The following is a 20,673-nucleotide window of genomic DNA, read 5'->3' as shown; positions in this document are numbered from 1 at the left end:
TCCGAACAGGGGTGGTGGGGTTGATATTTCCTGTTCGGGTTCGTTTTCCGGGGGAATATTCGGGGGCGCGGGGGCGCTTGGGGGCGGACAATTCCGGTCATGGACAGTGAACTTGCGGGTGCTCTTGATCTGGTGCTGCGCGATATGAGGGCGACGTGTGCGGTGCAGCCGATCGTCCGTGAGGTGCGTGACGACGACGGCATGGATCTGGTCGTGTTCTATGAGTCGGACGGCTCGGGTGCGGGTCTGGTGGTGCGGTATGGCGCCGGTGGGGCGGAGTTGGCGGCGGATTTCGCGGATCAGGCGCAGGACTGGGCGGTGGAGGCGCTGTGTGCGGTGTTGAAGCCAGCGGTGTGGCCGGAGTGTCCGGCGCACCCCGACGCGCATCCGCTGGCGGCGGGGGTGGTGTCGGGGGTGGCGGTGTGGTCGTGCCCGAAGACGCGGCGGACGGTGGCGCCGATCGGTGAACTTGGGTCTTGAGGGCCGTCAGTTCTTGAGGCGTACGAGGTTTCCGCGCTGTTCGCCGATGCGGCCGGTGGCGGTGGGGTGCGGGGTGGCGGGGTTCTGTAGGCCGAAGCTGGTGAAGGCGGTGCGCTGGGGCAGCGGGTAGGGGTCTTTTCCGGTGAGGGAGTTGAGGATGGTGGCGCTGCGCCAGGCGGCGAGGCCGAGGTCGGGGGCGCCGACGCCGTGGGTGTGGCGTTCGGCGTTCTGTACGTAGACGTTGCAGCCGGTGCCGGTGACGGACGGGTCGAGGACGAGGCGGTACTGCTCGTCGACGCGGGGGCGGGCCGAGGAGTCCTTGCGGATGTAGGGGTCGAGGCCGGCGAGGAGTTGGTCGAGGGGGCGCTCGCGGTAGCCGGTGGCGAGGACGACGGCGTCGGTGGTGAGGCGGGAGCGGGTGCCTTGCTGGAGGTGTTCGAGGTGGAGTTCGACGCGGGTGGTGGCGACGCGTCCCGCGGTGCGGACGGAGACGCCGGGGGTGAGGACGGCGTCGGGCCAGCCGCCGTGGAGGGTGCGCCGGTAGAGCTCGTCGTGGATGGCGGCGATGGTGTCGGCGTCGATGCCTTTGTGGAGCTGCCACTGGTGGGGGACGAGGCCGTCGCGGACGGCTTCGGGCAGGGCGTGGAAGTAGCGGGTGTAGTCGGGTGTGAAGTGTTCCAGGCCGAGCTTGGAGTACTCCATGGGTGCGAAGGCCTCGGTGCGGGCGAGCCAGTGGATCTTTTCGTGGCCGGTGGGGCGGGCGCGGAGCAGGTCGAGGAAGATCTCGGCGCCGGACTGGCCGGAGCCGATGACGGTGATGTGGTCGGCGGCGAGGAGTTGTTCGCGGTGCTGGAGGTAGTCGGCGGAGTGGTAGACGGGGACGGTGGGGGCTTCGGCGAGGGGTTTGAGGGGTTCGGGGATGTGGGGGGCGGTGCCGATGCCGAGGGCGACGTTCCTGGTGTAGGTGCGGCCGAGTGCTTCGGCTTCGCCGTCGGCGTCGAGCTGGGTGAAGTCGACCTCGAACAGGCTGCGTTCGGGGTTCCAGCGGACGGCGTCGATCTGGTGGCCGAAGTGGAGGGTGGGGAGGTTGTCGCTGACCCAGCGGCAGTAGGCGTCGTATTCGGCGCGTTGGATGTGGAAGCGTTCGGCGAAGTAGAAGGGGAAGAGGCGTTCGCGGGTCTTGAGGTAGTTGAGGAAGGTCCAGGGGCTCGTGGGGTCGGCGAGGGTGACGAGGTCGGCGAGGAAGGGGACCTGGAGGGTGGCGCCGTCGATGAGGAGGCCGGGGTGCCAGTGGAAGGCGGGGCTCTGTTCGTAGAAGGCGGTGTCGAGTTCGCCGAGGGGCTGGGCGAGGGCGGCCAGGGAGAGGTTGAACGGGCCGATGCCGATGCCGACCAGGTCGCGGGGGTCTTCGGGGGTGGTGAGCGGCTGGGGGCCGGGGTGGTCGGGCGTGCCGGTCATCGGGGGGTGGTTCCTTCCACGAGCTTGAGGAGCGCGGCGAGGTCGCCGGGCCGGGTGTGGGGGTTGAGGAGGGTGGCCTTGAGCCAGCGGCGTCCTTCGAGGTCGGCGCGGCCGAGGACGGCGGTTCCTTCGGTGAGGAGCTGCCTGCGGACGTGGGAGATGTGGTCGTCGTCGGCGCCGGTGGGGCGGAAGAGGACGGTGCTGATGGTGGGGGTGTCGTAGAGCTGGAAGCCGGGGTGGGCGGCGATGAGGTGGGCGAACTCGGTGGCGTGGTCGCAGACCTGGTCGACGAGGGTGCCGAGTCCGGTGCGGCCGAGGGCCTTGAGGGTGACGGCGATCTTGAGGATGTCGGGGCGTCGGGTGGTGCGCAGGGAGCGGCCGAGGAGGTCGGGCAGTCCGGCGTCGGTGTCGTCGTCGGCGTTGAGGTAGTCGGCGCGGTGGTCGAGGGTGTCGAGGTCGGCGGGGTCGCGGACGGCGAGGAGTCCGGCGGCGGCGGGCTGCCAGCCGAGTTTGTGCAGGTCGAGGGTGACGCTGTCGGCGCGTTCGAGGCCGTGCAGGCGTGTTTTGCGTGTGTCGCTGAAGAGGAGGCCTCCGCCGTAGGCGGCGTCGATGTGCAGGCGGGCGCCGTGGGCCGCGCACAGGTCGGCGATGTCGTCGAGGGGGTCGATGAGTCCGGCGTCGGTGGTGCCGGCGGTGGCGGCGACGAGCAGGGTGTGGGGTGGGCCGGCGAGTTCGGTGAGGGCGTCGTCGAGTGCGGCGGGGTCGAGGGTGCCTGCGGGGGCGGGGACGACGACGGGTTCGGGCAGGCCGAGGAGCCAGGCGGCGCGGGCGAAGGAGTGGTGGGCGTTCTCTCCGACGAGGAGGCGCAGGGGGCCGTGGCGGGTGGGGGTCTCGCGGGCCAGGAGCAGGGCGAGCTGGTTGGACTCGGTGCCGCCGGTGGTGACGAGGGCGTCGCCGCCGGGGTGGATCTCGTCGGCGAGGGCGCGGGTGACGAGGGCTTCGAGGGCGGAGGCGGCGGGGGCCTGGTCCCAGGAGTCCATGGAGGGGTTGAGGGCGGAGGCGGCGAGGTCGGCGGCGGTGGCGACGGCGAGGGGCGGGCAGTGCAGGTGGGCCGCGCACAGGGGGTCGGCGGGGTCGGCGGCGCCTTCGGCGAGGGTGTGCAGGAGGGTGCGCAGGGCCGCTTGGGGTCCGGTGCCGTGGTCGGGCAGGACGGGGTCGGCGGCGGCGCGGACGCGCTCGGCGACGGTGTGGGGGCCGCCGGCGGGCAGGGGGCCGCGGCGGGCGGCCGTCCCCTCGCGCAGGGCGTCGAGCGCGACGGCGATCAACGGCCGTAGGGCATCGGGTCCTTGGGCGCCTCCGGCGAGGGGCGGCGGGCTGCTCATGGGCGAGTCCTTCGGGTGCGCGCGTACAGGGGCACCAGCCTGTACGGCGCGTGGGCCGCGTGGGTGATGTCCTCGGCGAACGGAACCCGAAAGTGGTACTGCCGTGCGGAGAAAACGTGTTGGTGAGGGGAAGGGTGCTAGGGGGTTCGGGGCGTGTCCCGCGTGTCCCGCGTGTCTCAGGGCGTTTCGCGGCGGAAGTCGTCCTTGTGGTCGCGGGCCCATTCCTCGAAGGTGCGGGCGGGCCTGCCGGTGACGGTCTCGACGGTGGTGGTGATCTCGGGTTCGGCGCCGACGGCGGCGGCGAAGGAGGCGAGGATCGCGGGCAGCATCTGTGGCGGGACGTGCGGGAAGAGTTCGGGTCCGACTTCCTGGGGCGGCAGTTCGGTGAATCGCAGGGGTGTGCCGAGGGCCGCGCCGATGGCGTGGATCTGCTGCTCGGTCGTGATCGCCTCGGGTCCGGTGAGGCGGTGGACGGCGCCCTGGTGTCCGTCGTCGAGGAAGGCTCGGGCGGCGACGGCCGCGATGTCGTCCTCGTGGATGGGGGTGGTGACGGCCTGGGCGAAGGGGCCGCGGACGGTGTCGCCGGCGCGTATCTGGGGTGCCCACTGGAGGGAGTTGGTGGCGAAGGCGCCCGGGCGCAGGAAGGTCCAGTCGAAGCCCGCTTCGCGTACGGCGGTTTCCAGGGCGGTGTGGACGACGTGGATGGGGTGGGTCTCGTCGGCGCCGTCCTCGATGATGGCGGAGGAGAGGACGACGACGTGCCGGACGCCGCCGGCGCGGGCCGCGTCCAGGAGTGCCGTGGTGTGTTCGCCGTGTTCGCCGACGGCGTGCAGGTGCAGGAAGAGGCCGCGGGCGCCGGTGAACAGCGGGGCGAGCGTGGCGGGTTCGGAGGGGTCGAGGCGGGCGACGTCGGCGTCTTCGGGGAGGTGGGCGCGGGCGGGGTCGCGGGTCAGGGCGCGCACGGGTACGCCGTCGGCGGCGAGTCGGCCGACGAGGGCGCGGCCGACGTTGCCGGTGGCTCCGGTCACGACGATCACAGGGGCTCCTTGGGGTCCTGGTGGCGGCTGGACCGGCGGGCCCGGCCCGGCTCTTGATCGAGCCTAGGCCGGGGTGCCGGTCGCCGGATCGTCGTGGAGGACCAGGGGGTTGGGCCGCTGGTCCCCGGTCCGGGGACCTAGGACCTGTGGCTCTGGCGTACTCGCAACGCCCGTGCGAGGTCGTCGAGTTGGTCGGCGAGTTTGCGGCGCAGGGCGGGGGTGGGCCGTGCGTCGCGCAGGCACCGTTCGCCCAGTTCGAGGGTTTCGGTGTCGACGAAGGGGAACGGGAACGCGTACCGTCCGGCGGCTTCGGCCATGGCGGGGCCGCGGCGTGCGGCGAGGGCGACGGCGTCTTCGTAGAAGCGGGGGACGTACTCGCGCAGGAGGTCGGTCTGTTCGGGCTGCCAGAAGCCTTGGGCGGTGGCGGCGAAGAGGTAGTTGGACAGGTCGTCCGAGCCGAACATGGCGTCCCACGCGGCGTGTTTGGCGGCGGCGTCGGGCAGGGCGGCGCGGCAGCGGGCGGCGCCTTCCTGGCCGGTGGCGCTCGGGTCGCGGGCCAGTTCGGCGGCGATGGCGGTCTCGTCGGTCGCGTCGAGGACGGCGAGGCGGGCGAGGACGCGCCAGCGCAGTTCGGGGTCGAGTTCGGGGCCGCCTGGCACGGTGCCCTCGGCGAGCCAGGCCTGGAGGGGTGCGGCCTGGGTGGCGACGTCGATGGCGGTGCGGACGGCGGTCAGGCGCAGGCCGGGGTCGGAGCCGTCCTCGGTGCGGCGGACGAGGTCGCGGCAGAGGTCGCCGAGGGTGGCGAGGGCGGTGGGCCGCTCCTCGGGGGTGGTGTAGCGGTCGGCGATGTGGACGGCGAAGAAGAGGACGCCTTGGACGACGGCGAGGTCGTTCTCCTCGGGGAGGTGGTCGTGGGCGGCCCGGAGGTAGGTGGTGGCGTCGAGTTCGCCGTCGCGGACCATGTCGCGCAGGCTGTTCCACAGGACGGCGCGGGTGAGGGCGTCGGGGACGCCGGAGAGGCCGCGCAGTGCGGTTTCCTGGGAGACGTCGTCGAGGCGGATCTTGGCGTAGGTGAGGTCCTGGTCGTTGGGGACGATCAGGGCGGGGCGGCCGCCGTCGCGGGCGGTGGGGGTCTGGGCGGTGTTCTCGTCGGCGAGGATGTCGGTCTCGAAGCGCTCGCGCAGGACGAGGCCGCGGCCGCCGGAGAGGTCGCGGTCGTAGACGCCGACGGCGATGCGGTGGGGCCGGGTGGCGTCTGCGTGTGCGTCTGTGGGGGCGGTGCTGCGGTCGACGGTGAGTGTCCACTCGCGTCCGGCGTGTGCGACCTTCGAGGTGAGTGTGTCGACGCCGGTGGTGCGCAGCCAGGCCCGCGCCCAGGCGTGCACGTCGCGGTCGGTGGCGTGGGCGAGGGAGTCGATGAAGTCGGCGAGGGTGGCGTTGGCGAACTTGTGCCGGGCGAAGTGGATGTTGATGCCGGCGAGGAAGTCCTTCTCGCCGAGCCAGGCGACGAGCTGGCGCAGGGCGCTGGCGCCCTTGGCGTAGGAGATGCCGTCGAAGTTGAGCATCGCGGACGCGGTGTCGGGGACGGCGTCCGGGTCGGGGGCGACGGGGTGGGTGGAGGGGCGCTGGTCGGCCTCGTATCCCCAGGCCTTGCGGGCGACGCCGAAGTCGGTCCAGGGGTCGGTGAAGCGGGTGGCCTCGGCGGTGATCTGGAAGCCCATGTACTCGGCGAAGGACTCGTTCAGCCAGATGTCGTCCCACCAGGTGAGGGTGACGAGGTCGCCGAACCACATGTGGGCCATCTCGTGGGCGATGACCATGGCGCGGGTCTGCCGCTCGGTCTCGGTGACGGCGGAGCGGTAGACGAATTCGTCGCGGAAGGTGACGAGGCCGGGGTTCTCCATCGCGCCCGCGTTGAACTCGGGGACGAACGCCTGGTCGTAGGAGTCGAAGGGGTAGGGCTCCTCGAACTTCTCGTGGTAGCGGTCGTAGCAGGCGCGGGTGATGTCGAGGATTTCGTCGGCGTCGGCGTCGAGGTGGGGTGCGAGGGAGCGGCGGCAGTGGATGCCGAAGGGCAGTCCGCGGTGTTCGGTGCGCACGGAGTGCCAGGGGCCCGCGGCGACGGCGACGAGGTAGGTGGCGATGGTCGGGGTCGCGGCGGCCTGCCAGGTGCCGTCGGCCAGGCGTTCGGTGATGCTGTTGGCGAGGACGGTCCAGCCGTCGGGGACGGTGACGGACAGCTCGAAGACGGCCTTCAGGTCGGGCTGGTCGAAGGCGGCGAAGACGCGCTGGACGTCTTCCATGAAGAGCTGGGTGTAGGTGTACGTCTCGCCGTCGGTGGGGTCGGTGAAGCGGTGCATGCCCTCGCCGGTGCGGGAGAAGCGCATCGTGGCGTCGACGCGCAGCTCGTGCTCGCCGGCGGTGAGGCCGTCGAGGGTGAGGCGGTTGTCGACGAGGCCGGCCGGGTCGAGGGGGTGTCCGTCGAGGGTGACGGAGCGCAGCTCGGCGGGCTTGAGCTCGACGAAGGTGGCGCCGTCCGCGCGGGCGCTGAACCGGATGACGGTCCGGGAGCCGAAGGTGTCGCCGGCGGGGTCGGCCGCCCGGGTCAGGTCGAGGGCCACCGTGTAGTGGTGGACGTCGATGAGTCGGGCTCGGGTCTGCGCTTCGTCGCGCGTCAGTACGGGCATGGGCCCATGCTGCCCGATGGTGCCGTCATGGGTGTATGACTCGGCTCTCAGGGGCCGTGCCGCCGGGCCGGCCCCGGTGCGGGGCCCGGCGGTGCCGCGGGTGTGCTAGGCCGACTTGGCGATCGTCTCGTGGTGGCGGATGACCTCGGCGATGATGAAGTTGAGGAGCTTCTCGGCGAACGCGGGGTCGAGTTTGGCGCTCTCGGCGAGTTCACGCAGGCGCTCGATCTGGCGGGCCTCGCGGGCGGGGTCGGCGGGCGGCAGGTGGTGGTTGGCCTTGAGGTGGCCGACCTGCTGGGTGCATTTGAAGCGTTCGGCGAGCATGTGGACGACGGCGGCGTCGATGTTGTCGATGCTGTCGCGCAGCCGGGACAGCTCGGCGCGGACGGCCTCGTCGGTCTCGGTGCGGGCTCCGGCGCGGGCGCCGTTGGCGGCGGCCGGGTTCGTGTTCTCGTCACTGGTGTGGCTGGTGGTCATGGGCCACGAGCCTACGTTGCCGCTCCGGGGCCGCCGGTCGCGGAGGAGCGCAAAATCGGCGGGTGGTCGGGGTCGGGTATCTGCTGCGACCAGCCGCCAGGTACGGCCCTTCCCTGCTGGTCGCGGAAGCGGACGGGGGCCATGCCCACGCGGCGGGTGAAGAGGCGTGAAAAGTACGCCGGGTCGTCGTAGCCGACGCGGCGGGCGACGGCGGCGACGGGCAGTTCGGTGGCGGCGAGGAGTTCCTTGGCGCGGCCCAGGCGGATGCCGAGGAGGTAGTCCTTGGGGCTGCATCCGGCGCCTCTGCGGACGGCGGTGCGCAGTTCGGCGGGGGTCATGCCGTGCCGTGCGGCGTGCTCGGCCACGGACAGGGGCTGGAAGGCGTCGCGGGCCAGGGCCTGGAGGACGGGGTCGCCGTCGGGGGCGATGTCGGCGCGGGCGCGGCGCAGCGCGACGAGGAGTTCGTGGACGGCGGCGCCCGTCTCGACTTCGAGGAGGGGGTTGCCGCGGCGGGCGGCGCGGGCGATGCGGCCGACGGCGGCGCGGGCGCCCGCCGCGTCGGAGAGCGGCACGACGGGGCGGGCCGGTTCGATGTAGCCGAGTTCGGTGTACGTGGTGGTGGCGGGGCCGGTGAAGTCGACGAAGCACTCGTCCCAGCCGGTGTCGGGGTCGGGGCCGTAGTGGTGGCGTACGCCGGGGGTGAGCCAGATCAGGGCGGGTGCGGTCACGGTGGTGCGGCGGCCGTCGGCGCCGCGGAACCAGCCGCCGCCCGCGCTGATCACGACGGCGACGTGGTGGTCGAGGGTGCGGGGTCCGACGGTCGGCAGGAGGCCGTGCTGGAGGCCGACGCCGAGGCAGGCGAGGCCCAGTTTGTGGTGGGTCGGGCTGGGAGTGAAATACCGCATCCACGTGTGGTACATCCGCGTGCGCCCCTTCCGGTGCGGTCCTTACCCGGCCCGCTCGCTGCGTTGTCGAGATGCGTGCTGTTCGCTCGCTGCGTCCAACCGGACCCGATCTTTGTCCATGGACCCTGCCGCCCGCCAGAGGTGATCGTGGCCGGACGTGAGCGAGAGGACGCGATGAACGGGTTCAGGGTCGGCGAGGACGATTTCGAGCTGGACGGGCGGCCGGTGCGGCTGCTGTCGGGCGCGCTGCACTATTTCCGGGTGCACGAGGCGCAGTGGGGGCACCGTCTGGCGATGCTGCGGGCGATGGGCCTGAACTGTGTGGAGACCTATGTCCCGTGGAATCTGCACGAGCCGCGTCCGGGCGCGTTCCACGACGTGGAGGCGCTGGGCCGGTTCCTGGACGCGGCGCGGGAGGCGGGTCTGTGGGCGATCGTGCGGCCCGGTCCCTACATCTGCGCGGAGTGGGAGAACGGTGGTCTGCCGCACTGGCTGACGGGTGCGGTGGGGGCCCGTGCGCGGACCCGTGACGAGGAGTACCTGGGGCATGTGAACCGCTGGTTCCGGCGGTTGCTGCCGCAGGTCGTGGCGCGCCAGCACCGCGGCGCCGGGGACGGCTCCGGGGCGGGCGGCCCGGTGATCATGGTGCAGGTCGAGAACGAGTACGGCAGCTACGGCTCGGACCAGGTGTATCTGCGCCATCTGGTGGATCTGCTGCGCGCCGAGGGCGTCACCGTGCCGCTGTTCACGTCGGACGGTCCCGAGGACCACATGCTGACCGGCGGTTCGGTCCCGGACGTGCTGGCGACGGTGAACTTCGGCTCGGGTGCCCGCGCGGGCTTCGACACGCTCCGCAGGCATCGCGCCAAGGGCCCGCTGATGTGCATGGAGTTCTGGTGCGGCTGGTTCGACCACTGGGGCGCGGACCATGTCGTGCGGGATGCCGCCGACGCGGCAGGGGCGCTGCGCGAGATCCTGGAGTGCGGGGCGTCCGTGAACCTGTACATGGCGCACGGCGGCACGAACTTCGCGGGCTGGGCGGGCGCCAACCGGGGCGGCGGCGCGCTGCACGACGGGGTGCTTCAGCCGGACGTCACCTCCTACGACTACGACGCGCCGGTGGACGAGTTCGGCCGTGCCACGGCGAAGTTCTGGGCGTTCAGGGAGGTCCTGGCGCCGTACGCGGCGGGCCCGCTGCCGGATCCTCCCCCGCCGCCGCCGTCCCTGGGCGCCCCCGTCTCGGCGGCCCTGACGGACTGGTGCTCCCTCGACACGGTCCTGGACGCGCTGGGCTCCCCGGAGTCGGAGCACGCGGTGCCGCCCACGTTCGAGGAGCTGGACGTGGACCGCGGTCTGGTGCGGTACGCGGTGACGGTGCCGGGGCCGCGTGAGCCGTATCCGCTGAGTGTGCGCGGTCTTCGGGACCGTGCGGTCGTGTACGTCGACGGGGTGCGGGCCGATGTCCTGACGGAGGGCACGCCGACGCTGACCGCGCCCGTGGCCGGGCACGCGCGCGTGGAGCTGTGGGTGGAGTCGCTGGGGCGGGTCAACTACGGTCCGCGCACGGGCGAGCCGAAGGGGGTCACCGGGGGCATCCTGCACGAGCGGCAGTACCTGCACGGGGTGCGGGCGCGGAGTCTGCGGCTGGACGCGTTCGACGTGCCGTCGGCGGTGCGGGCGCTGCCGGTGACCGGGGCTTCCCAGGGCCGCCCCGGCCTGTACCGGGGCGTCGTCGAGGTCGGCTCCCCCGGTGACGCGTTCCTCGAACTTCCCGGCTGGACGCGGGGGTTCGTGTGGCTGAACGGCTTCAATCTGGGCCGCTACTGGTCGGCGGGCCCGCAGACCTCGCTGTACGTGCCCGGCCCGGTCCTCCGGGAGGGTGCGAACGAGGTGTGGGTGCTGGAGCTGGAGGGGGGCGGGGAGCGGGTGGAGCTGGGCTGAGGCCCGGTTCCGTCGATCGCGTCGCGCGCTCGCACCCGAACGCCGGAGGGGCTGGTTCTCGGCCCCTCCGGCGTTCGGGTGCGCCCGTCTGCCCTACAGCTCCGTCACCTCGAAGGCGTCCAGGACGAACTCCGCCTTGCCGTCGTCGCCGGTCTTGCGCAGGCCCACCCAGGCCTCGCCCTCGGCGGGGGCGGTGAACTCGTGGGTCAGGGTGGTGGGCGCGGTGGCGACGGGGAGCGGCTCGCGGGAGAGTTCGCGGGGCGCCGGCGCGTCGACCGCCGTGACCCAGGCGTACTGTCCGGCCTTCTCGTTCTCGTACCGGAACGACACCCGGTAGCGCCGCCCGGCCACGAAGCGGACGGTGTGCGGCACGGTCCGGTAGACGAGCCCGTCGTTCTCGCCGCGGGACTTCAGCGAGTTGGTGCCGTCGATGACGTCGTCGATCTCCTTGCCGTGCCAGCCGCGCTGCGTGTACGGCGCGTGCCGCTGCGCGATGTGCGTCCGCGGATCGGTGACGTCACCGGCGTCGCCCTTCACGAACGGCCCCCAGCCCTGCGGCACGTGCTCGAAGTCCTCGCGCACGAGCGTGGCCCGGGGCAGCTCGGCCGGCCGTGCGGTCGCGACGACGCGTACGTTGTCGAAGCGCACGCGCGCGTCCCCCGCCGCGGCGCGCAGGGTCAGTTCGACGGGCCCGCCGCCCTCGGGGACGGTGAAGTACGTGAACATCCGCTGGAAGCGGGTCCCGTGCTTGCGGTCGGCGGCGACGTAGTTGCCCGCGGTGGACGTCGGGGTGGAGTTGGCGGCGGTGACGCCGTCGGCGGTGCGTACCTCCAGGGAGGCCTCGCGCCGCTCCCCCGCCTTCTCGCCGACCTCGACCTGCACGGAGGCGACGTAGGTGCCGGCCTTCAGGCGGGCGAGCCGCTGCCCCACCGCCGCCGCGCCGCCCGCGCCGATGACCAGTTCGTGGTCGCCGAGCGCGCTGAGCTCGACGGAGGCGGGCCCGGTGACTTTCCAGCCCTTCAGGGAGCCGGAGTGGAAGCCGGGGTCGTGGAGCGGGGTGCCCTGGCCCCAGCGGGGGTCGGGCAGGGCGGCGGCGCGCTCGCGGTAGAGGACGTAGGGCTGCTTCGCGTTGGCGTACAGCGTGACTTTTCCGCCTGCTACGGAGACGTACGACTGGAAGACCCTGCCCTGGTCGGTGAGCCGGTACAGGGCGACGCGGGAGCGGTTGGCCCACGCGCGCGGCAGGCGCCAGGTGCTGCTGCCGCCGGACGGGTTGTAGTGGTAGAGCTTGGCCGGGTCGGTGGCCTTGCGGGGCTCCCAGGGGAGCAGATAGCGGCCCTCTTCGTAGACGACGCGTCCGTCGGTGGTGATGCGCCGGGTGCCGCCGGTGTCGGAGACCGTCGTCGCGGCGCCGGAGCGTGCGTCTCCGAAGAAGGCGATCTCGTGCTCGCCCCACGTCTTGACGGGGTAGGCCTGGAGGTACTTGGCGGGCAGCGAGTGGGTCCAGATCAGGTCGTAGAAGGCGTGCCAGTCGGTCTTGCCGACCCAGCCCTCGAAGTTGCCCATGCGGGCGATGCCCAGGAGGGTGGGCCACTTGTCGGCGAAGACGTCCTTCTGGTGGTTGCGGACGAAGCGGATCAGGCGGGAGTTGATGCCGCGCGAGGTGTCGCCGCCGTAGTCGGGTTCGGTGGCCCAGTGCGACCAGATCGCGGAGCGCTCGAAGCCGTGGCCCCACTCGGTGGTGATCGTCCAGCCCTGTTCGCGGAAGGCCCGCTGGAGGCGGTCGGAGGTCCAGCCGGACTCGCGGAACACGTCGATGTAGAGGGTGTTGAGGCCGCCGTGGGTCTGGGCGCGCAGGTCGGCGAAGCGCTTGACGATGTCTCCGGAGACCAGGTCGCGGCGCTGGTCGATGCGGTAGCTCTGGTCGAGCCAGTCCCATTGCTCGTTGGTCTTGTCGACGAGCTTCTCGGAGAAGGCGTTGGCCACGGGGTAGGACTCGGTGGCGTTGACGTGCACGCTGAAGTCGCTGTTCCACTTCTTGCCCTCGCGGACCAGGGTGTTGAGGTCGTCGAGGCCGCCCGCGCGCGTGTTGTAGTTGTCCGCGTAGTCGGGGTGGGCGGAGTCGTGGCCCTCGGACTGGTAGCCCTTGAGGAGCGTGTACTGGCGCAGTCCGTCGGTCGCCAGGTGGATGCGCTTGACGTTGTCGAGCGTGGCGAGGAACGGGTTGGTGGCCTGCGAGGCGAAGTTGAAGGGGATGTGGGGGACGACGCGCAGGTGCTGCTCGTCGGCGCCGAGCGGGTTCACCATGATGTCGCGGAAGGCGATCGCGGCGTCCTGCCAGTCGACCTTGCCGTCGCCGTTGCGGTCGCGGGTGATCACGACGGTGGCGTACGGGAGGGGTTCGGTGGCGTCGACGGGCGCGGTCGCGGCCCGGTGGGTCCACTGTCCGGGGGTCAACCGGGCCTCTACGTAGTCGGCGTTCCCGGTGGGTCTCACGGTCTCGCGCCACAGGCGGCCGTTCTCCCAGGTGGTGCCGGCCTCGCTGGTGGGCTTGTCGTAGACGGTGTTCGTCTCGATCGCGCCGCCGAGCCCGTCGTGCGCGACGACGGCGTACGCGCAGCCGGTGGCCGCCTCGGCGGGGGTGTCCTTGGTGGGCTGTACGAGGGTGTCGCCGCTCTTGGCCTTGTCGAGCTGCACCTTCGCGGCGAGGAGGGCGGCGCCGGGCTGGTCGCTGCGTACGGAGAGCAGGGACAGGCCGGGGATCCGCAGGGTGCCGACGCGCAGCGCGTCCGTGTCGGCGATCCTGGTGATGCGCCAGTGCACCTGCCGGCCCTCGACCGCGATCTCGACGTCGATACGGGTGCCGCCGTCGAAGGCCAGGACGTACGCGACGCGCTTCTTGCCGGGCGTGGCGGTGACCTCGGGGGTGTGCGCGGTCTCGTCGATCAGGACCGTGGTGAGCGCGTCCGCCCGGCCGTGCAGGACGGCGCCGGAGGCGCGGTCCGTGTACGAGACGACGCGCGGGAAGTCGGTGGCGACGCGCACGTCGAGGTCGGCCGAGCGCAGCACGGTCTCGGCCGCGGGGCGCGTGCCGGACGCGGGCGCGGCCAGCGCGCTGCCACCCGCCCCTACGGCGACCCCGATCCCGGCGATCGCACCCGTGGCGACCACGGCTCTGCGGCTCGGCCCGGACGTGTGTGACGGCAGCATGGGGCACCCCTCCACGGGACGGAACATCGGACGGAACGTGCCGATCACGATGCGCCGGGCGGGGTGAACGCGCCCATGGACAAAGGAGGGACAGGTCTTGGACTTACCGAGGCCCGGCCACCGGCACGGACGGGGGCGCGGGGCGTACGGCGGCTCGGGGCGTACGGCGGCTCGGGGCGTACACGGCGACGCGGGGCGTCCGCAAGAAGCGGACGCCCCGCGCCTGAGCCGTTCGGATGCGTCACACGGGACTCGGATGCGGGCGCACCCGAGGCTCACATGTGAGGGAAGGCGGGTTCGGTCAGAGCTCCGACGCCGCCTTCTCTATGTCGGCCGCGAAGGTCGACACCTCGGTGTAGACACCGGGGAACTTCGGCCGCGCGCAGCCGTTGCCCCAGCTGACGATGCCGACCTGGATGTACTCGCCGGCCTCGTCCTTGCGGAACATCGGGCCGCCGGAGTCGCCCTGGCAGGTGTCCGTGCCGCCCTCGGCGATCTTGCCGGCGCAGAGCTCCTCGCCGGGCGTGAGGTCGGCGCCGTACGCGGCCTCGCAGTCGGCGTCGCTGACGAAGGGGACCTTCGCCTTGAGGAGGTAGCGCTGCTGGTCGCCACCCTCCTTGTCGGCACCCCAGCCGGCGATGTCGAACTCGCCCTCGTTGTACTTGGTGTCCTTGGCGATCTTCAGCGTGGGCTGGTCGATCGGCTTCTCGAGCTTGATGAGCGCCCAGTCCTTGCCCTTGCCGTTGTAGCCGGGGGCCTGGAGGACCTTGGTGGACTTCACCGTGATGGCGTCCGGGCTCTCCAGGTCCACGACACCACCGGTGGCCGTGATGCTGGTGTTGTCGCCGGAGCCGTCCACACAGTGGGCGGCGGTGAGCACGATGTCCTTGGCGTACAGCGCGCCGCCACAGCCCATCGAGAGACGGACCATGAACGGGAATTCACCCTGCTCGGCAGGGGTGCCGCCGACGACACGCTCGCTCGGCGGGGTGGGCTTGGGAGCCGCCTGGGCGGCGACGGGCTGAAGGCTGACGGCGGCGAGGCCGATCGCACCGAGGGTGGCGGCTCTCTTCACTCCACGCAGCTTGGTCTTCAACTGACTTCCCTTCGTGGGGGGTTCGTGGGGGGTCGCACGCGTGACGGGCCCTTGCCGTCCTCGCAGGGTGCGCGTGGATGGCATGAGCCCGCCAAAGCGTTGTTGCGGATTATGGAGATCGATGTCCGCTCAGGACAAGGGGCGGTTTTCGGCCACGGCATGTCGCACGGGCCTCCCCCGGGCGAGGGCAACCCCCTTACAGTGGGACCGAGTTGCGGTGTCCCGGGATGCGGTATCAGGGGGTACGGACGTGACGGTCGGCGGCGGACCTGTGGTGCACGGCTACCCCCACCTGGAGACCGTGCGGGCCGCCGTCACGGCGCTCTACAAACGCCTCTCGTACGACACCGTCCACGCCTTCGACACGAGCGTCGCCCCCGCCGACGTGGCCTTCAGCGACCAGGACGACCTGCACCTCGGCGTGCAGCGGATCGCCCGTGAGATGGTGCGGCACCTGCGGCTGCCCGACGCCCGCGTCATCGTCAGCTTCCGCGAGATGGAGCACGCCGCGTACGTCGAACTCGCCGCAGGACCCGAGTACTTCATCGAGCTGAACGACCGCTTCCGCAGGCACCGCAGGGACATCGGCGCGGCGCTCGCGCACGAGGTCATGCACGTGTATCTGCACCGCCTCGGCCTGTCGTTCCCCGGCACGCGCGACAACGAGATCCTGACCGACACAGCCACCACGTACCTGGGCGCGGGCTGGCTGCTGCTCGACGCCTACCGCGAGGACGGCGCGTCCTCGCAGAAGCTCGGCTATCTCACGCCGGAGGAGTTCGGCTACGTCCTGGCCAAGCGGGCGCTGGCCTTCGGCGAGGCGCCGGAGACGTGGTTCACCAGCCCGCAGGCGTACACGGCGTACACCAAGGGACTCGCGCAGGCCCGCCGCGACGGACAGCAGCCGCCGCTGACGGCGGCGGGGTGGGCGGGGCGGCGGCGGTACGCGAAGGACCGGCGCTACGCCCGCGAACAGGGCGGCGCCGCCGCGTCGGGCGGCCCCTACGCCTTCTCCGTCGACGGCGGGGCGCTGCGGGTGTCGTTCCCGTGCCCCACCTGCCATCAGCGGATCCGGGTGCCGGCGCGGGGGCGGGTGCGGGCGCGGTGCGGGTTGTGCCGGACGGTGCTGGAGTGCGACGCGTAGGCCGCCCTTGGTGTCGCCCTTGGTGCCGCCCTTGGGGCGTCCGGCCGCTCGTTACCGGGTCACCCAGTGTGCGGGGCGGTCGAGGTCGTCGGAGATCCTGGTGCGCTCGTCGCCCTTCGCCGCGTTCACCTGGGTCTGGGTGAGGAAGAGCGCGCCGGTGAGGTCGGCGCCGCGCAGGTCCGCGTCGCGGAAGTCCACGCCGATCAGGTCGGCGTCCCGCAGGTCCGCGTCCCGCAGGTCGGCGGCGATGAGGTACGCGCCGCGCAGGTCCGCGCCCCTGAGGTCGGCGCCCTTGAGCCGGGCGCCGAAGAGGTCGGCGCCCCGGCGGTTCTTCTTCTTGCCGCCCTTGCGCACGTGCTCGGCGCGGACGAGTTCGCTGGTGCGCAGGAGGAGGACGTTGACGTCCTGGCGGTGGGCGGCAACGTCGGTGGCGGCGACGGCCTCGGGGGTGGCCCGGGTGAGGGCCTCCGTCTCGGCGAGGGCGCGCTTCAGGTCGGCGGTGATCGGGCGGGTCTGCGGGAAGGTCAGCGCCTGGGTCACGTACCAGAGGAGTTCGTGGAGCTGCCGCATGATCGGGAAGACCTCGAACATCTGACGGGCGGTGGCCGGATCCTGACGCCAGTCGCGGCCGTCGAAGGTGCCCTGGGAGACGTGCTGTCCCGCGCCGAAGCAGTCGTAGACGGTGCAGCCCCGGTACCCCGTGTCGCGCAGCTTGTCGTGGATGCCGCAGCGGTGGTCGGCCCGGAGGTTGGTGCAGGGCTTGCCCGCGTCCTTGTTCACGGGGAAGTCGGAGGACGCGGAGAAGGCCAGAGCGACGCAGCAGAGCCCGAAACAACTCCCGCAGTCGGCCCGCAACAGAGGCAACGGGACGACTTCACGCTCCGACGACATGAACGGGGCTCCTTGTTCGGGGGAGGGGGGTAGGTGACGCTTCGGCCCCCATTGTGCGTTGTCTGGCGGGGCGCCTTGGGCGGGGGCGCCTTGGCTCCGCCGGCGGGGCGGGTCCGCGGGCGTCTGCACCTTGCCGGGTCTGCGCGCCCGCTTCGTCGGTGGGGCGGGCGGCGCTGGCGTCTGCACCTTGCCGGTCTGCGCGCCCGCTCCGTCGGTGGGGCGGGCGGCGCTGGCGTCTGCGCCGTGTCGGGTCTGCGCGCTCGCTTCGTCGGTGGGGCGGGGCCGCGGGGGTATGTGCGTACTCGCCATCCCTGCGCCCCGCCCCAAGTACAAAGACGCCAACGTGCGCTCAGTGCTCCGTTCGCACATACCCCCACGTCCCCTCAGGCCGGTCGGGCGCCTGCCGGCCGGTGGGGGCCGTTGTGCCGGTGCTGCGGTAGGCGGGACCGTGCCGCTCCGCTGTGGGCGGCGGCACCGGCTGGGTAGCCGCTCCCGCTGTGGGCAGGCGTTCCGCACGGCGGAACGGGTGGGCACAGCCCCCGGCGCCGGGCAGCGATGAAGGTGGCTTAAGCCCCGGCGCAGCCGGACGGGGCCGGGCAGCGGTCAAGGAGGCTCCTGCCCCGGCGCAGGGGGGAAGAACCCCGGTGCCGGGCGGCGATGAAGGTGGCCCCAGCCCCGGCGCCGCCGGACGGCGCCGGGCGGCGATGACCGTGGCCCCAGCCCGGCGCAGCCGTTACGCCGCGCCGCGACGCGCCGTCGAACCGCCGCCGCCGCCTCCGCCACCGCCCCGTCGACCCCGACGAGCACGACCGCCCCCCGCACCGGCCCCACCGGGAGCACCCGAGCCCCCGCCCCCACGGGGCCGCCGGCGCCGCGGCGAGGAGGAGGACGCGGCCGGCGCCGCCGGCTGCGGCGTCTCGATGACCACCGGCACCCCCGACGGCTCCCGCGCCCCGGTGATCCGCACCAGCTCCTCGTCGGAGGAGGCGATCCGCGCCGTGTGCGGACGAATCTCCGCGTCGGACATCAGCCGCGTCATGTCCCGCTTCTCGTCCGGCAGGACCAGCGTCACGACACTGCCCGACTCCCCCGCACGGGCGGTCCGCCCGCCCCGGTGGAGATAGTCCTTGTGATCGGTGGGCGGATCGACGTTGACGACGAGGTCGAGGTCGTCGACGTGGATGCCGCGCGCCGCGACATTCGTCGCGATCAACGCGGTGACCTGGCCGTTCTTGAACTGGTCCAGCGTCCGGTTGCGCTGCGGCTGAGAACGGCCGCCGTGCAGGCCGGAGGCCCGTACACCGTTGGCGAGCAGCCGCTTGGTGAAGCGGTCGACGGCCCGCTTGGTGTCCAGGAACATGATCACCCGGCCCTCGCGCGCGGCGATCCGCATGGCGACGGCCTTCTTGTCGGTCTCGTCCGCGACGTAGAGGACGTGGTGCTCCATCGTCGTGACCGCGCCCGCGGAGGGGTCGACGGAGTGCACGACGGGGTCGGAGAGGAACATCCGGACGAGCCGGTCGATGTTCTTGTCGAGCGTCGCCGAGAACAGCATCGTCTGGCCGCCCTGCTCGACCTGCTTGAGCAGCGCGGTGACCTGCGGCATGAACCCCATGTCGGCCATCTGGTCGGCCTCGTCGAGCACCGTCGTACGCACCTGCGAGAGGTCGCAGTCGCCGCGCTCGATCAGGTCCTTGAGGCGGCCGGGCGTGGCCACGAGGATCTCGGCGCCGCGCCGCAGCGTGCCCGCCTGCCGGGTGATCGACAGACCGCCGACGACGGTCGCGACCCGCAGGTTCACCGACGTCGCGTACGGCGTGAGCGCGTCCGTCACCTGCTGGGCCAGCTCGCGCGTGGGGACCAGGACCATGGCGAGCGGCGACCTCGGCTCGGCGCGCCGGCCGGCGGTGCGGGCCAGCAGGGCCAGGCCGAAGGCGAGGGTCTTGCCGGAGCCGGTGCGTCCGCGGCCCAGGATGTCGCGCCCGGCCAAGGAGTTGGGGAGGGTGGCCGCCTGGATCGGGAAGGGGTCCGTGACGCCCTGGGCGGCCAGCGTCTTCAGGAGGGCCTCGGGCATGTCGAGCTCACCGAAGGACTCGACGGCCGGCAGCGCGGGCGTGACGGTCTCGGGCAGCGCGAACTCGCCGCCCTGCACGGGCCGCGGCTTGCGGTTTCCGGACTTCTTCGCGGAATGCGCGGAGCGCGCCGAGCCGTTCGGCCTGCCTTTTCCACCCGCGGGGGCGGGCCGCTTTCGGGCGGGGCGTGCCGGGCGTTCGGAGCGGTTCATACGGAAATGCCTTCCTGGTCGCTGGACTTCCGGACCTCTGAGCCGGTGCTCGGCTCTGGGCCCGGTCGGGCCCGATGACAGCGCAAGCCGAGGCCCGCACCGTGACGGTGCGGGCCTCGGCTGTGAGGTTCGCGCGCTGCGACGATCAGGCGGGAACGATGTTCTCGGCCTGCAGGCCCTTCTGGCCCTGGGTCACGTCGAAGGAGACCTTCTGGCCCTCCAGGAGCTCACGGAAGCCCTGGCTGGCGATGTTCGAGTAGTGGGCGAAGACGTCGGGGCCGCCGCCGTCCTGCTCGATGAAGCCGAAGCCCTTTTCCGAGTTGAACCACTTAACGGTGCCGGTTGCCATGTCAATCTCCTCAACAGGGGCAGAGTAGGGAGAATCGCGGAATTGCGAATCCCCAGCGCCGCAATGACCCCCATCCGGAGAGAACCGGAAAAACAATAATGCGCCTTCGGAGCATTCCCGTCAGGCGCACATAAAGTTCATGGGTACCAAAACTGCAACACAGTACTTTAACACGTTCGCGGGCCTCCGGTGTTCCAGGGACCGGAGAGACGTACGCCACTCATGCGGCCGGCGCGCCCGGCCCCGTGGACCGTGGCGCTCGCGCGGCCGGGGCCGCCGCCCGGCTCTACAAGAATTGACGATTCGTCAGTACTTGGCGCGCTGCCCTTCCTCCCGCACGGACGCCTCGCTACCTTCGCCCAAACAATCGCTTGGTTGGGAAGGCGGACCGATGCGCATCTCTCGTACCCGTACCGCGGCCGGACTGGCGATCTCGGCCCTCGCCCTGGGCACGCTGCCCGCCTGGGCGGCTCCCGCCGAAACCGCCCCCACGGCCGTCACGGCCCCCGCACCCGCAATCCGCCAGGGCCAGGTCCCGCTCCAGGGCGCCGTCAACGTCCGGGACGTCGGTGGCCACCGGACCTACGACGGCGAGACGGTCCGCACCGGCCGGGTCTTCCGCGCCGACGCCCTCGGCAAGCTCACCGACGCCGACCTGACCACCCTGTCCTGGCTCGGCCTGAAGACCGTCATCGACTTCCGGGTGCCCGCCGAGGTGCAGTACGACGGCCCGGACCGGCTGCCCGCCGGGCTCACCCCCGTGTCCCGGCCGGTCACGGACAACGGCCTGTTCACGCAGCTCCTCACCGCGATCGGCTCGAAGGACCCGGTCAAGCAGGAGGAGATGCTGGGCAACGGCAGGGCCGCCGCGTTCATGCGGGACGTCTACCGCACGTTCGTCACCGACTCCACCAACCGCGAGCGGTTCGCGGCCACCCTGCGCGACATCGCGAACAGCCGCTCGCCGCTGCTCTACCACTGCACCTCGGGCAAGGACCGCACCGGCTGGACGACGTACCTGCTGCTGCGGCTGGTCGGCGTCCCCGAGCGCACGGCCGTGGGCGACTACCTCGCGTCCAACACGTACCGGGCCGCGTACGACGCGAAGGTGCGCGAGGCGCTCAAGCAGGGCGGCATGATGCAGAACCCCGACCTGATCATCCCGCTCCAGGAGGTCCGCACGGACTATCTGGACACGGCGCTGTCCGAGGCCGCCCAGCGGTACGGCGGGCTGCAGGGCTATCTCACCAAGGGGCTCGGCCTCGACGCGGGCACGATCCTGAAGCTGCGCGAGCGGATGGTCGACTGACGTACGGGCGGGGCCGGTTGGCC

The 20,673-nt window shown here is 72.1% G+C and carries 15 protein-coding genes; 4 read left to right on the top strand and 11 right to left on the bottom strand.

Annotation, left to right across the window (positions count from 1 at the left end; genetic code table 11):
- Positions 1-99 precede the first annotated feature (99 nt).
- A complete protein-coding gene (locus AB0L89_RS24910; protein WP_365144740.1) occupies positions 100-480 on the top strand; it encodes a hypothetical protein in 381 nt (126 codons plus the stop codon).
- Positions 481-486: 6 nt separating this feature from the next.
- Here AB0L89_RS24910 and AB0L89_RS24905 read toward each other — a convergent pair whose 3' ends face one another.
- The 6 genes from AB0L89_RS24905 to AB0L89_RS24880 form a co-directional block, all read right to left on the bottom strand.
- Positions 487-1,938: a SidA/IucD/PvdA family monooxygenase gene (locus AB0L89_RS24905; protein ID WP_365144737.1), complete on the bottom strand. Its 1,452-nt coding sequence runs from the start codon at positions 1,936-1,938 to the stop codon at positions 487-489.
- Positions 1,935-3,320 carry an aminotransferase class V-fold PLP-dependent enzyme gene (locus AB0L89_RS24900; RefSeq protein WP_365144734.1) on the bottom strand — a complete coding sequence of 462 codons (1,386 nt, stop codon included), beginning with the start codon at positions 3,318-3,320 and terminating at the stop codon, positions 1,935-1,937. Before AB0L89_RS24900 ends, AB0L89_RS24905 begins: the two co-directional genes overlap by 4 nt.
- Positions 3,321-3,496: 176 nt before the next feature.
- Positions 3,497-4,357, bottom strand: a complete 861-nt coding sequence (locus AB0L89_RS24895; protein ID WP_365144731.1) for an NAD(P)H-binding protein — start codon at positions 4,355-4,357, stop codon at positions 3,497-3,499.
- Between the two features lie 137 nt (positions 4,358-4,494).
- Positions 4,495-7,044: an aminopeptidase N gene (gene pepN / locus AB0L89_RS24890; protein WP_365144728.1), complete on the bottom strand. Its 2,550-nt coding sequence runs from the start codon at positions 7,042-7,044 to the stop codon at positions 4,495-4,497.
- A 105-nt stretch (positions 7,045-7,149) separates the two neighbouring features.
- Entirely contained in the window at positions 7,150-7,521 is a 372-nt protein-coding gene (locus AB0L89_RS24885; RefSeq protein WP_365144725.1) for a chorismate mutase, read from the bottom strand.
- 11 nt (positions 7,522-7,532) lie between these two features.
- Positions 7,533-8,441 carry an AraC family transcriptional regulator gene (locus AB0L89_RS24880; protein ID WP_365144722.1) on the bottom strand — a complete coding sequence of 303 codons (909 nt, stop codon included), beginning with the start codon at positions 8,439-8,441 and terminating at the stop codon, positions 7,533-7,535.
- A gap of 159 nt (positions 8,442-8,600) precedes the next feature.
- On the opposite strand from AB0L89_RS24880, the gene AB0L89_RS24875 reads away from it, so the two are divergent.
- Complete coding sequence (locus AB0L89_RS24875) at positions 8,601-10,367, top strand: beta-galactosidase family protein (RefSeq protein ID WP_365144719.1); 1,767 nt, start codon at positions 8,601-8,603, stop codon at positions 10,365-10,367.
- Positions 10,368-10,460: 93 nt separating this feature from the next.
- Here AB0L89_RS24875 and AB0L89_RS24870 read toward each other — a convergent pair whose 3' ends face one another.
- Both AB0L89_RS24870 and AB0L89_RS24865 read right to left on the bottom strand, forming a co-directional pair.
- The gene (locus tag AB0L89_RS24870; RefSeq protein WP_365144716.1) at positions 10,461-13,577 is read right to left on the bottom strand and encodes an endo-alpha-N-acetylgalactosaminidase family protein; all 3,117 of its coding nucleotides are present in this window, start codon (positions 13,575-13,577) and stop codon (positions 10,461-10,463) included.
- A 301-nt stretch (positions 13,578-13,878) separates the two neighbouring features.
- Positions 13,879-14,673 carry a serine protease gene (locus AB0L89_RS24865; RefSeq protein WP_365144713.1) on the bottom strand — a complete coding sequence of 265 codons (795 nt, stop codon included), beginning with the start codon at positions 14,671-14,673 and terminating at the stop codon, positions 13,879-13,881.
- A gap of 250 nt (positions 14,674-14,923) precedes the next feature.
- Here AB0L89_RS24865 and AB0L89_RS24860 point away from each other — a divergent pair, with 250 nt between their 5' ends.
- Positions 14,924-15,817 (top strand): hypothetical protein, encoded by an 894-nt coding sequence (locus AB0L89_RS24860; protein WP_365144710.1) that lies wholly within the window; start codon positions 14,924-14,926, stop codon positions 15,815-15,817.
- 51 nt (positions 15,818-15,868) lie between these two features.
- On the opposite strand, the gene AB0L89_RS24855 is transcribed toward AB0L89_RS24860, so the two are convergent.
- The 3 genes from AB0L89_RS24855 to AB0L89_RS24845 form a co-directional block, all read right to left on the bottom strand.
- Complete coding sequence (locus AB0L89_RS24855; RefSeq protein ID WP_365144707.1) at positions 15,869-16,708, bottom strand: pentapeptide repeat-containing protein; 840 nt, start codon at positions 16,706-16,708, stop codon at positions 15,869-15,871.
- 733 nt (positions 16,709-17,441) lie between these two features.
- The gene (locus AB0L89_RS24850; RefSeq protein WP_365144704.1) at positions 17,442-18,992 is read right to left on the bottom strand and encodes a DEAD/DEAH box helicase; all 1,551 of its coding nucleotides are present in this window, start codon (positions 18,990-18,992) and stop codon (positions 17,442-17,444) included.
- Between the two features lie 145 nt (positions 18,993-19,137).
- Positions 19,138-19,341: a cold-shock protein gene (locus AB0L89_RS24845; RefSeq protein ID WP_365144701.1), complete on the bottom strand. Its 204-nt coding sequence runs from the start codon at positions 19,339-19,341 to the stop codon at positions 19,138-19,140.
- Positions 19,342-19,732: 391 nt separating this feature from the next.
- Here AB0L89_RS24845 and AB0L89_RS24840 point away from each other — a divergent pair, with 391 nt between their 5' ends.
- On the top strand, positions 19,733-20,650 hold the full coding sequence (locus tag AB0L89_RS24840; protein WP_365144698.1) for a tyrosine-protein phosphatase: 918 nt from the start codon (positions 19,733-19,735) through the stop codon (positions 20,648-20,650).
- Positions 20,651-20,673: the final 23 nt, after the last annotated feature.

Origin of the sequence: Streptomyces sp. NPDC052114 (genome assembly GCF_040680155.1) — a bacterium.
Classification (GTDB): Bacteria; Actinomycetota; Actinomycetes; order Streptomycetales; family Streptomycetaceae; genus Streptomyces.
The sequence above is the reverse complement of the archived record's forward strand: the minus strand, read 5'-3'. Positions and strand labels throughout refer to the sequence as shown.

Excerpts from the sequence above, each read along its gene's own strand:
- AB0L89_RS24910 (WP_365144740.1), top strand. The coding sequence starts at position 100 with ATGGACAGTGAACTTGCGGGTGCTCTTGATCTGGTGCTGCGCGATATG.
- AB0L89_RS24905 (WP_365144737.1), bottom strand. The coding sequence starts at position 1,938 with ATGACCGGCACGCCCGACCACCCCGGCCCCCAGCCGCTCACCACCCCC.
- AB0L89_RS24900 (WP_365144734.1), bottom strand. The coding sequence starts at position 3,320 with ATGAGCAGCCCGCCGCCCCTCGCCGGAGGCGCCCAAGGACCCGATGCC.
- pepN (WP_365144728.1), bottom strand. The coding sequence starts at position 7,044 with ATGCCCGTACTGACGCGCGACGAAGCGCAGACCCGAGCCCGACTCATC.
- AB0L89_RS24885 (WP_365144725.1), bottom strand. The coding sequence starts at position 7,521 with ATGACCACCAGCCACACCAGTGACGAGAACACGAACCCGGCCGCCGCC.
- AB0L89_RS24880 (WP_365144722.1), bottom strand. The coding sequence starts at position 8,441 with ATGTACCACACGTGGATGCGGTATTTCACTCCCAGCCCGACCCACCAC.
- AB0L89_RS24875 (WP_365144719.1), top strand. The coding sequence starts at position 8,601 with ATGAACGGGTTCAGGGTCGGCGAGGACGATTTCGAGCTGGACGGGCGG.
- AB0L89_RS24870 (WP_365144716.1), bottom strand. The coding sequence starts at position 13,577 with ATGCTGCCGTCACACACGTCCGGGCCGAGCCGCAGAGCCGTGGTCGCC.
- AB0L89_RS24855 (WP_365144707.1), bottom strand. The coding sequence starts at position 16,708 with ATGTCGTCGGAGCGTGAAGTCGTCCCGTTGCCTCTGTTGCGGGCCGAC.
- AB0L89_RS24850 (WP_365144704.1), bottom strand. The coding sequence starts at position 18,992 with ATGAACCGCTCCGAACGCCCGGCACGCCCCGCCCGAAAGCGGCCCGCC.
- AB0L89_RS24845 (WP_365144701.1), bottom strand. The coding sequence starts at position 19,341 with ATGGCAACCGGCACCGTTAAGTGGTTCAACTCGGAAAAGGGCTTCGGC.
- AB0L89_RS24840 (WP_365144698.1), top strand. The coding sequence starts at position 19,733 with ATGCGCATCTCTCGTACCCGTACCGCGGCCGGACTGGCGATCTCGGCC.